Genomic DNA, 13010 nt, shown 5'->3' on the forward strand with positions numbered 1-13010 from the left:
TTAAACTTCAAAGCAATATAAAAATATCGTGATAAAAATAACTATATTGACAATAAATAGATAACCAATAAATACTATTGATTAAATTATGAGACATGAGTCACATAATTATTTAGAAGTAAATAAAACAAAACTCCAATAATTATAGGTATATCGATATGTTATTTAAAAGTATTTTATCACCAATTACAGGCATCCTCTTTCATTCTAATAGCAATAGCCAAACAACGACTACACCTATAACTCACACGACGAATAACGTGGTGGTCGATAGCAGTACAGTCACTACAAATAGTGGCCTTAACGGCGGGCAAGGCTTATTAAATGGAATTTCAGCAGGTAATGGTCAACAGAACTATGGTGCTGGTGTAGGTAACGGTTACGGTCTCACTTTCCCTCTTCCTTTCACAACAGCTTTCCATTCAATCAACAATCCAGCCACAGACACGACACCAGCTATCAATACAACCTCAACCAGTTCCTCCGTTTTGCTCCACGATAACGACACCACCAATAATGGCAATACAGGTACTGCTGGTAATGGCAGCAGTGGCGGCTTATTGAGTGGCGCGGCGGCAGGTAATGGGGATCACAATTATGGCGTTGGCAATGGTAACGGTGATGATGTCAATCTCACGCCATCCCTAACCATGCCATTTGATGCCGTAGGCAGTTCAATTTCTGCCGTTGGTGGTGGTACTCATGCGATCAACACTGCACCCACCACTTCTCAGGTCATTATTGAAGACAATGACACAACCAACAACAGCAATAGCGGCGCTGGTGCGGCAGGCAACGGCAATGATGGCGGTTTACTGACGGGCGTTTCAGCAGGCAATGGTGAACATAACTATGGTGTCGGCAATGGCAACGGTGACGATGCCAGCATCACCACACCATGGACCACACCTGTTCAGGCTGTGGGCACCTCAATTTCTGCGATTGGTGCAGGAGATATAAACTCAGTTAATACAGCCACCACAAGCTCTACCACCCATATTCAGGACAATGACAGCACCAATAACAGCAATAACGGTACAGGTGGTGCAGGCAATGGCAATGGTGGTGGCTGGGGTAATGGCCCTGCTGCGGGCAATGGTGAACAAAACTATGGAATCGGCAGTGGCAATGGTGATGATGTAGATGCCACCATGCCAGTCACCGTCCCATTTCAGGCGGTAGGCAATGCCATTACTGGAGTGGGTGGCGGCGATGTCAATTCTGTGAACAACACCTCAACCAGTTCCAGCACACTCATTGAAGACAATGACACGATCAACAACAGCAACAATGGTGTCGGTACGGCGGGTAATGGCAATGGCGGTGGTTTATTAAACGGTGTTTCAGCAGGCAATGATGAACATAACTATGGCATTGGCAATGGCAACGGTGACGATGTTGATATCACAACGCCATGGACGACCCCTGTTCAGGCGGTAGGAAATGCAGCCACCATCATTGGCGGTGGCGATGTTAATTCTGTCAATACATCAGCAACAACCTCCACTACACATATTCAGGACAATGACACCACCAATAACAGCAATAATTCGACAGGGGTTGGAAATACAGGCGTTGGCGGCTTAGGCAATGGTCCTGCGGCAGGCAATGGTGAACAAAATTACGGGATTGGCAATGGCAACGGCGACGATGTTGACGGCACCATGCCTGTAACCGCCCCATTCCAGGCACTTGGTAACTCGATCGCAGGGATTGGTGGTGGTGATGTCAGCTCAGTCAACACTGCACCAACAACCGCAACCACCATTGTTGAAGACAACGATACAACCAACAACAGCAGTAATGGCGTTGGCGCTACAGGCAATGGCACCGATGGCGGTTTGTTAAATGGTGTTTCAGCAGGCAATGAGGAAAACAACTACGGTATCGGCAATGGCAACGGTGACGATGCCAGCATCACCACACCGTGGACGACACCTGTTCAGGTACTGGGCAACTCATTTGCAGGCGTAGGCAGCGGTAATGTTGACTCAGTCAATACCGCACCAACCACAACATCGAACCTCGTACTCGACAATGACACCACCAACAACAGCAACAATGGTGCTGGTGGCAACACAGGCAATGGTATTGATGGTTGGGGCAACGGCCCTGCTGCGGGCAATGGCGAGCAAAACTATGGTATCGGCAACGGAAATGGTGATGATGTTGACATTACGGCACCTGTTACCTCCCCTGTCCATATCTTTGGCAATTCCGTTGGCAATGCCGATAATTGCGATGACAACAGCGTTTCCTCAACCAATATCGCACCAACCACAACCTCAAATGTTGTTTATGACAATGACACCATCAACAACAGCAATAACGGTGTAGGTGGCGATACAGGCAATGGTCTTGGTGGTGGTTTACTCAATGGTGTATCGGCGGGTAATGGTGAACACAATTACGGCATTGGCAATGGCAACGGCGATGATGTTGGCTGGACATCTCCAATCGTAACACCAGTCAATGCAATGGGTAATGGTGTTTCCTGGTTCGGTACAACCAGTGAGGGTGCAGGCAATACCTCACATAATGTGGCCACAACCAACACCACAAATACCGTTCATGACAATGACACCACCAACCAAAGCAATAATGGAACAGGCGATGCGGGTAACGGCATTGGTGGTCTGGTCAATGGCTTTGGTGCGGGCAACGGTGAGCAGAACTACGGTATCGGTAATGGCAACGGCGATGATGCTGATGTTACTGCACCATTTACAGCACCAATGAATGCCCTGGGTAATGAGGTTAGCGCATTTGGCAATGCGCACAATTCATCCCATAACGATGCATCCACCACCACAACCAACAATGTCTATGACAATGACACCACCAATAACAGTAACAACGGTTCTGGGGTTGACGGTACGGCAGGCAATGGCATTGGTGGTTTACTGAATGGTTTTGGTTCAGGCAATGGTGAGCATAACTATGGAATCGGCAACGGCAATGGCGATGACGCAAGTATCGTCATGCCAGTCACCATGCCAGCAAATGCACTGGGCAACTCATTCTCTGGACTAGGAAATGCAACCTCGGATTCAGTCAACAACTCATCCACCACCACCGTAAACCACTTTGAAGATAATGACACCACCAACAATAGTAACAATGGTACAGGGCTTGGTGGAGTTTCTGGGAATGGTATTGGTGGCTGGGGCAATGGTGCAGCGGCAGGCAATGGCGACCATAACTACGGCATTGGCAACGGAATTGGCAACGACACCAGTATTGTCATGCCAATCGCCACCCCACTCAGCGCTTCAGGCAATGCATTCTCTTTCCTGGGGGACGCAACCTCCAACTCAGTCAATGATTCATCAACCACGACCACAAACTACTTCCAGGACAATGACAGCGTCAATAACAGCAATAGTGGTGGTGTTGGCGGCACAGGTAGTGGTTTAGGTGGTCTGCTCAATGGTGTTGGCGCAGGCAATGGTGAACACAATTTCGGTATTGGCAATGGCATTGCTGACGATGCAGGTATTGTCGCGCCGATTACCGCACCTGTGAATGCCTCTGGTAATGCATTCTCCATCTTTGGTGACGCAACATCAAACTCTGTCAACAACTCATCCACCACAACGACAAACTATTATCAGGACAATGACACCACCAACAATAGTGGCAACAATGGCGGCAGTGGTGGTACAGGTGGCGGCGCATTAAACGGTGTATCCGCAGGGAATGGCGAACACAATTATGGTATTGGCAATGGTATTGCCGACGATACCAGTATTGTGATGCCAATCACCACACCAGTTAATGCATCGGGTAATGCATTCTCCATCTTTGGCAATGCAACATCAAATTCTGTCAACAACTCATCAACCACAACCAACAATCACTTCCAGGACAATGACAGCACCAACAACAGTGGCAACAACGGTACTGGTGGAACAGGTGGTTTGGGTGGCGGATTACTGAATGGTGCCGCTGCGGGCAATGGTGAACAAAACTATGGTATTGGCAATGGGATTGCCGATGATGCCAGCATTGTGGCACCAATTGCGATACCAGTGAATTTCTCAGGAAATGCAATCTCACTCTTTGGAACCGCAACTGCAAACTCAACCAACAATGCAGGCACAACCACTCACAATACCTTTGAGAATAACAACACTGAGAACAATACAGGCAGCAATGGCACAGGTGGTGTACTTGGTGGTATTGCATCGGGTAATGGCGACCATAACTATGGCATCGGTAACGGTGTGGGAGATGGCGCAAGCTTGCTGACACAAATTACCATTCCAATTAATTTCTCAGGCAACGCAATTTCTGTGCTCGACTTAAATGCCGTGGGCAATGGTGACCTGATTACGCCAGCAACAAATCTGGTGACTCTCGTTACTGGTGATGCTGACAGCACAGGTGTATTAGGCACAGCAATGGGTGCAGTTGATGGTGCAGCAACCAGTATTGGCAACATTACATATAGCTTAGGTAATGGTAATGCCCTTGATATCGTCACAGGTACAATCGGCGGTGTCATTGGTGGAGACAGTGGTAATCCACTTGAAATCATCACTGGTACGATTGGCGGTGTAATCGGCGGTGACGGGGGTAATCCTATTCAAATCATTACCGACACCATCAGTGGCATAGTAAATGGTGACTGTGGATGTGATGGCGATGGTGACGGTGGTCCTCTTGGTGCGGTCACTGGAATCATTGATGGCATCACTGGTGGAATTGGCGGTGGTGATGGCGGGCCTCTCGGTGCTGTCACTGGAATCATTGGCGGCATTACTGGCGGAATCGGCGGTGGTGATGGCGGGCCTCTTGGCGCAGTCACTGGAATTATTGGTGGCATCACGGGTGGAATCGGGGGCGGTGATGGCGGGCCTTTAGGCGCGGTGACTGGAATTATTGGTGGCATCACTGGCGGAATCGGTGGTGGTGATGGCGGGCCTTTAGGCGCGGTGACTGGAATTATTGGTGGCATCACTGGCGGAATCGGCGGTGGTGATGGCGGGCCTCTTGGTGCAGTCACTGGAATTATCGGTGGCATCACAGGTGGAATTGGTGGTGACAGCGGGCCTCTTGGTGCAGTCACTGGAATTATCGGTGACATCACAGGTGGAATTGGTGGTGGTGACGGTGGTCCTCTTGGCGCAGTGACTGGAATCATTGGCGGCATCACGGGTGGCGACCTCGGCAACAACCCTGTCACTGGCGTGATCCAGACAGGCATTGATGTGCTTCAGGGCGTGGAAAGCCTTAAAACTGAAATCATCAACACAGGTATTGAAACTGTAGGTGGCACCATCGGTGGCATCTTCCCTCAGGTACACCCAGTTGTGGATTTAACCAACCTCGGTACACTTACCTTTGAAACATCTCGTGACACCGTAAACGGTACACTTGAAACCATTTCTGACCTTGCTGGGGCTGACCTGAATGGTGCGGCAGGTTCTGCAACAGGTGTGATTGGCACACTAATTACCAACGGTTCAACAGCCTCTGGCCTTGTTCAGCATATTGCAGGCGACCTCACTGATGTCGGTGGCATTATCGGCGGTGACGGCGGACCTCTTGGCACAGTGACTGGCATCACTGGTGGAATTGGCGGTGGTGACGGCGGACCTCTCGGTGCAGTCACTGGCATTATCGGCGGCATCACTGGTGGAATTGGTGGGGGTGACGGCGGTCCTCTAGGCACAGTCACTGGAATTATCGGTGGCATCACAGGTGGAATTGGCGGTGGTGATGGCGGTCCTCTCGGTGCAGTCACTGGAATCATCAGTGGCATCACAGGTGGAATTGGTGGTGGTGACGGTGGCCCTCTTGGTGCGGTCACTGGAATCATCGGTGGCATCACGGGTGGCGACCTCGGCAACAACCCTGTCACTGGCGTGATCCAGACAGGCATTGATGTGCTTCAGGGCGTGGAAAGCCTCAAAACTGAAATCATCAACACAGGTATTGAAACTTTGGGTGGCGCCATCAGCGGCATCTTCCCTCAGGTACATCCTATTGTTGATCTGACCAACCTCGGTACGCTCACCTTTGAAACATCAAGAGATACTGTAAACGGCACACTTGAAACCATTTCCGACCTTGCTGGGGCTGATATTGGCGGTGCAGTTGGTTCTGCAACGGGTGTGATTGGCACACTGATTAACAATGGTTCAACAGCTGGCGGTCTTGTTCAGCATATTGCAGGCGACCTCACTGATGTCGGTGGCATCATTGGCGGCATCACAGGTGGAATCGGCGGTGGTGACGGTGGCCCTCTTGGTGCAGTGACTGGAATCATCGGTGGCATTCCAGGTGGAATCGGCGGTGGTGATGGCGGTCCTCTCGGTGCAGTGACTGGCATCATCGGTGGTATCACAGGTGGAATTGGTGGTGGTGATGGCGGTCCTTTGGGCGCGGTCACTGGAATTATCGGTGGCATCACAGGTGGAATTGGTGGCGGTGATGGCGGTCCTCTCGGCGCAGTCACTGACATTATCGGCGGCATTACTGGTGGAATTGGCGGTAGTGACGGTGGTCCTCTGGGTGCAGTGACTGGCATTATTGGCGGTATCACAGGTGGAATTGGCGGCGGTGACGGTGGTCCTCTGGGTGCAGTGACTGGCATCATTGGCGGCATCACAGGTGGAATTGGCGGCGGTGACGGCGGTCCTCTTGGTACAGTGACTGGCATTATCGGTGGCATCACAGGTGGCGACCTCGGCAACAACCCTGTCACTGGCGTGATCCAGACAGGCATTGATGTGCTTCAGGGCGTGGAAGGCCTCAAAACTGAAATCATCAACACAGGCATCGAGACTGTGGGCGGCACCATCAGCGGCATCTTCCCTCAGGTACATCCTATTGTTGATCTGACCAACCTCGGTACGCTCACCTTCGAAACATCACGTGACACCGTAAACGGCACACTTGAAACCATTTCCGACCTTGCTGGGGCTGACATTGGCGGTGCAGTTGGTTCTGCAACGGGTGTGATTGGCACACTGATTAACAATGGCTCAACAGCGGGCGGTCTTGTTCAGCATATTGCGGGCGACCTCACTGATGTCGGTGGCATCATTGGCGGTGATGGTGGTCCTCTCGGTGTGGTCACTGGAATCATCGGTGGCATTACTGGTGGAATTGGTGGCGGTGATGATGGACCTCTTGGCGCAGTGACTGGAATCATCGGTGGCATCACAGGTGGAATTGGCGGTGGTGACGGTGGTCCTTTAGGTGCAGTCACTGGAATCATTGGCGGAATCACTGGTGGAATTGGTGGTGGTGACGGTGGCCCTCTTGGTGCAGTGACTGGAATCATCGGTGGCATCACGGGTGGAATCGGCGGTGGTGACGGTGGCCCTCTTGGTGCAGTGACTGGAATCATCGGTGGCATCACGGGTGGAATCGGCGGCGGTGATGGTGGTCCTCTTGGCGCGGTCACTGGAATCATTGGCGGCATCACTGGTGGCGACCTCGGCAACAACCCTGTCACTGGCGTGATCCAGACAGGCATTGATGTGCTTCAGGGCGTGGAAAGCCTCAAAACTGAAATCATCAACACAGGCATCGAGACTGTGGGTGGCACCATCGGTAGCATCTTCCCTCAGGTACACCCTATCGTTGATCTGACCAACCTCGGTACGCTCACTTTCGAAACATCCCGTGACACCGTAAACGGCACACTTGAAACCATTTCTGACCTTGCTGGGGCTGACATTGGCGGTGCAGTTGGTTCTGCAACGGGTGTGATTGGCACACTGATTACCAACGGTTCAACAACTGGCGGTCTTGTTCAGCATATTGCGGGCGACCTCACTGATGTCGGTGGTATCATCGGCAGTGATGGCGGGCCTCTTGGTACAGTCACTGGAATTATTGGCGGCATCACAGGTGGAATCGGTGGCGGTGATGGCGGGCCTTTAGGCTCAATCACTGACATTATTGGTGGCATTACTGGTGGTACAGATGGTGGTCCTCTTGGTGCAGTCACTGGAATCATAGGTGGCCTTACAGGTGGTATCGGCGGCGGTGATGGCGGTCCTCTGGGCGCAGTCACTGGAATCATTGGTGGCATCACTGGTGGAATCGGCGGTGGTGACGGTGGCCCTTTAGGTGCAATCACTGGAATCATTGATGGCATCACAGGTGGAATTGGTGGTGGTGATGGTGGTCCTCTTGGTGCGGTCACTGGAATCATTGGTGGCATCACTGGCGGAATTGGCGGCGGTGACGGTGGTCCTTTAGGCTCAATCACTGACATTATTGGTGGAGATTTACTCACTGGCATTGCCCAGCCAATCCAAAATGTGATTGGTGGCAACCTATCTCTTGACAGCCTACAAGGCACGGTGAATGGTCTGTTCAGTAGTGATGGGGGTTTACTTGGTAATGTAGGTGAGCTTATTTCCATCAACGCAGGAGGAAGCGGTGAAGATTGTGGATGTGGCACCAATAGTACGACCCATACAGGCGTTGACAGTATTTTAAACTCTGTCCTCGGTCCAGTAACTGGCAATCATGGCATCGCTGTAGGTGAACCAAATCCAAATGGCGGGTCTTTAGCTGATCTGGTTTCATTACCAACATCTTTACATAACGTGACTGACAATCTGTTTGGTTCGTTATTCCATCATTTCTAATAAAAAATGACAAAAAAGCTGCTGTCATCAGCGGCTTTTTTTATAACCATTATTTTTTATAGACTAGCTTCAAATTTCAGGCACAAAAAAACCGCAATTAAGCGGTTAATTTCTTTAAGTTGGTGCGCTCAGAGAGATTCGAACTCCCGACCCCTTAGTTCGTAGCCAAGTGCTCTATCCAGCTGAGCTATGAGCGCATTACTTATATGCCTATTTAGGCTTGTGTTACTTTAATCTTTACTTGGTGCGCTCAGAGAGATTCGAACTCCCGACCCCTTAGTTCGTAGCCAAGTGCTCTATCCAGCTGAGCTATGAGCGCCTTAAGTAAAGTGGCGGTGAGAGAGGGATTCGAACCCTCGGTACAGTTACCCGTACGCATCCTTAGCAGGGATGTGGTTTCAGCCACTCACCCATCTCACCGTAACACGAGCGCAATAATACAAACTAAAACTACATTACACAAGTAATGTTCCTATTTTTTTATGTTTTTTTATATCAATCAAATATTTTTTAATCAATTTCTGTTTTTTTCAGCATTTTTTAGTCCAACGCTTGTTAATATAGTGCTCTCTCCTTTATTCAGATCGGTGTAACAAACAGAATCTTGCAATCTTTGACGTGCAGTTAAAGTTTGAATGACTTATGCTAAACCGATCTGCCAGATGTGAATTGAAAAGATATGACTACAAATTGGGTTGATCCCGAAGCAAAAGCAGAAGCTGAACGTTACGATAATCCTATTCCGAGCCGAACCCTTATTTTAACTACATTAGAACAATTACAAACTGCACAATCCCATGCGGAACTTGTGGACCACTTTAATATCCCAGATCAAAAAAGTATTGATGCACTCAACCACCGCTTAAGCGCAATGGTACGTGACGGTCAACTGATGAAAGACGGATTTAAGTTCCAGCCTGCAACAGACTTACCGAGTCATGAAGCAACGGTCTATATCAACAGCAAAGGACTGGGCACTGCCAATATTGCAGGTCAGGATGATGTACTGTTGCCTGAACGGGAGTTACGCTTGGTGTTTAATGGCGATCGCGTTAAGGTGCGCCAGACCTCTGTTGACCGTAAAGGTAAAGCCTGGGGTTTTATTACCGAAGTGGTGCAACGTCGTGTTAAACAGATTATTGGTAAAGTGGCTGAACATGAGGGTGAATACTTTATTCAACCCAGCAATCCAAACCAGCACCAGCCGATTACGCTGGAAAAAGAACTGATTGAACATGCCAATGCCAAAGTGGGCGATATGCTACGCGTTGCCATTGATGACTACCCGACCCGTGAAGAACTGGCAACAGGTCATGTGGTTCAATCTATGGCAGACAAAGCCGATACCGAGATTATTATTCCGCAGACCATTTTAGAGTTTGGTTTGCCTTATGAATTTCCAGAAGCGGTCATTAAAGAAGCTGAAAGCTTTAAAGAACCGTCTGAACAGGATCGTAAAGGTCGTGTCGATCTTCGTGACTTGCCACTGGTCACCATTGATGGTGAAGATGCCCGTGACTTTGATGACGCAGTCTATGCAGAGAAGCGTGCAGGCGGTGGTTATCGCGTGGTGGTTGCCATTGCAGATGTCAGCCATTATGTACGTTTGGACTCACCTTTAAATGAAGAAGCGGAAGAACGTGGTACATCGGTTTATTTCCCACATTTCGTGCTGCCAATGTTGCCAGAAGCATTGTCGAATGGTTTGTGTTCTTTAAATCCACACGTTGACCGCCTATGTATGGTCTGTGATTTAAAACTTTCACGCGCTGGTAAAGTCACAGGTTATGAATTCTACCCTGCGGTCATGCACTCCAAAGCACGTTTGACCTATAATCAGGTGGCGACTTATTTTGACGGCGCAACCGATGCCATTCCACAAGATAAAAGCGTTCATAAATCGTTAAATACCCTATTCCAGCTTTATCAGACACTAAAAGAATTACGTGCCAAACGTCATGCAATGGAATTTGAAACCATTGAAACCTATATGACCTTTGATGAGTTGGGTGGAATCAAGGAAATCTTGCCACGTAGCCGTAATGATGCACATAAATTGATCGAAGAATGTATGTTGCTGGCCAACGTTGCCGCAGCAGAATATTGTCTGGAACATGATATTCCGATGCTCTATCGTGTGCATGAAGCACCAGAATTCTCACGTATTCAAAAAGTTCGTGATTTTGTCAAATTGCTGGGCTTGCCTTTCCCAGAGCAGCCAACACAAGCCGATTATCAACGGGTCATTGAAGCAACCAAAGATCGTATTGATGCACCAAGTATCCATGCGGTATTGTTACGCTCAATGATGCAAGCCTATTATGGGGCAAAAAATTCAGGGCACTATGGCTTAGCGTATGAAGCCTATACCCATTTCACCTCACCAATTCGTCGTTATCCAGACTTATTGTTGCATCGTGCGATTAAAGCCTATCTTGACAAGAAAGTTTATCCTCTTTCAGGCGCAGCTTTAGATGATGCAGGTGAACATTTCTCTCAAACCGAACGTCGTGCCGATGAAGCCTCACGTAGTGTCACCACATGGTTGAAATGCCATTATATGCAACAGCATTTAGGTGATGAGTTTGTCGGTATCATTAGTGCGGTGACTGAGTTTGGCCTATTCGTGACACTCAAAGATTTATATGTCGATGGTATGATTCATGTCAGCCAGCTCGGTGAAGATTATTTCCTATATGATCAAGCCAGCCAAAGCCTGGTTGGTCAGAATCGCGGTCAATCCTTTAGTCTCGGCGATGAAGTCAAGATTCTGGTTGCAGGCGTCAATCTGGAAGAACGTAAAATTGACTTTCAATTGGTACAACAGTTGACGCATTTGGGGCGTGTGATTCGCCAGAAAGCACCTCGCACCACATCTGTCAAAGCTCCAGCAACTGAAGAGGTTTTTAGTAAACCATCCACAACGTCCCAAGTCAGTGAAGATGGTGAAAAGCCTGTTCGTAAGAAAAAGGATAAGAACAAACCAAGTTCTTATACCAAAAAACCTGCTAAAAAAGCATCAGCCAAGCCTGAAACCAAAGAGAAAGCCAAGAAGAAAGTGAAAAAGAAAAAGGACAATGCGAAAGCTAAGGATGAATAACTCACAATGGCTTCAGGTTTGATTGCCTGAAGCCTTATATTTTTAACAAATCTAGTACTATGAAAGTATTCTTAGTTATTCTCTTACTTTTAAGCCCATCATGGCTATTTGCAGAGCATAAATATCCATCAACAAAAGGAGTACAAAAAGTGAACTTCGATATTCCCATATTTACACTTTTCTCTGATTTTTCTAAGCTTCAAGAAACATACCACTTAAAAGAATATATCCCAAGCGTAAATTTCATTAAAGAATCAAAACATTATGTGCTGGAAAATCCACTTGCCAATATCAAGCTAACGGAATGGAACGGGAGATTACATGAGGTAAACTACACACTAAACACACAGGATAAATTACAAATTAAACAGATTAAGCAATTTCTTTTTTCTAAATATCAGCATGATTTTAAATGGGAAGCTGAGATTGACAATGGCTTCGGTGAATTCTATGAAAGTTCAAATCAATCTATTTTAGGTATATATGCTTATTCTTTAGAGCCTACTATTTCTTTTCTTTCTAATGAGTCAAGAGAAGAAGAAACGAGAAGACGCTTTCCTAATTTAAATTAGGAGTACGAGAGAGATTTTTAAAAATATTTTATCAACCTTGATTTCTCCCCCTTTAAGCCCTACATCTATACCTATGTTTAAAGATGATATGGCACAAATACAATGACCCTACAGCAAGCGACTCTTCCCGTTCCTCAATTTGATCACATTCAACTTGCCGATTTAAAACAACAGATCGAACAAAACATTCAAAATGGTCAGAACTTTTTAAATCAACTCAATAAAGTGCCACAAAGCAGCGAGGCACAATTGGCAACCTTGATCGAAGTTGATCAACTTGAAAATAACATGAGTGAGTCGTGGGGCATTTTGTCGCACCTCAATGCCGTGATTAACAATGCGGAAACCCGTGAAGTTTACCAATCACTACTCCCAAGCCTCAGTGAATACTATACTCAGCTTGGGCAACACACGCCGCTATATCAAACCTATCAACAAATTCATGACAGTACTGTTTTCCAAACCCTCAACGAAGCGCAACAAAGTGCGATTAAACTTGCGCTACGTGATTTCAAACTTTCAGGGGTTGCACTTGAGGGCGAAGCCAAAAAACGCTATGCAGAAATTTCAGCACGTTTATCTCAACTGTCTTCTGACTTTTCCAACCATGTACTCGATGCAACCCAAGCCTACTTCAAGCCTTTAACAGAAGCACAACTTAAAGGCCTACCACAAAGCAGTGTTGAACTGTTAAAACAATACGGACAACAACGTGAGCTTGAT

3 protein-coding genes, 3 tRNA genes and 1 pseudogene are annotated in these 13010 nt (G+C 47.9%); 4 read left to right on the top strand and 3 right to left on the bottom strand.

Annotated features, from left to right (window positions below):
• Nucleotides 1-158: 158 nt before the first annotated feature.
• Complete coding sequence (locus tag N5J47_RS15400) at nt 159-8615, top strand: hypothetical protein (protein ID WP_279958585.1); 8457 nt, start codon at nt 159-161, stop codon at nt 8613-8615.
• 120 nt (nt 8616-8735) lie between these two features.
• On the opposite strand, the gene N5J47_RS15405 is transcribed toward N5J47_RS15400, so the two are convergent.
• From N5J47_RS15405 to N5J47_RS15415, 3 genes are all read right to left on the bottom strand, one after another.
• Nucleotides 8736-8812 (bottom strand) — tRNA-Arg (locus tag N5J47_RS15405).
• Between the two features lie 45 nt (nt 8813-8857).
• Nucleotides 8858-8934, bottom strand: a tRNA-Arg gene (locus N5J47_RS15410).
• 11 nt (nt 8935-8945) lie between these two features.
• Nucleotides 8946-9035: transfer RNA gene (locus N5J47_RS15415), tRNA-Ser, on the bottom strand.
• A gap of 259 nt (nt 9036-9294) precedes the next feature.
• On the opposite strand from N5J47_RS15415, the gene rnr reads away from it, so the two are divergent.
• The 3 genes and pseudogenes from rnr to N5J47_RS15430 form a co-directional block, all read left to right on the top strand.
• A complete protein-coding gene (gene rnr / locus N5J47_RS15420; protein ID WP_279962398.1) occupies nt 9295-11715 on the top strand; it encodes a ribonuclease R in 2421 nt (806 codons plus the stop codon).
• A 149-nt stretch (nt 11716-11864) separates the two neighbouring features.
• Nucleotides 11865-12287 (top strand): hypothetical protein, encoded by a 423-nt coding sequence (locus N5J47_RS15425; RefSeq protein WP_279958588.1) that lies wholly within the window; start codon nt 11865-11867, stop codon nt 12285-12287.
• Nucleotides 12288-12389: 102 nt separating this feature from the next.
• A pseudogene (locus tag N5J47_RS15430) lies at nt 12390-13010 on the top strand (oligopeptidase A); the annotation flags it as partial.

The sequence above is a fragment of the Acinetobacter sp. GD03645 genome, assembly GCF_029845285.1.
Lineage (GTDB): Bacteria > Pseudomonadota > Gammaproteobacteria > Pseudomonadales > Moraxellaceae > Acinetobacter > Acinetobacter corruptisaponis.

Coding starts and splice junctions, on each gene's coding strand:
- rnr (WP_279962398.1), top strand. CDS start 9,295: ATGACTACAAATTGGGTTGATCCCGAAGCAAAAGCAGAAGCTGAACGT.
- N5J47_RS15400 (WP_279958585.1), top strand. CDS start 159: ATGTTATTTAAAAGTATTTTATCACCAATTACAGGCATCCTCTTTCAT.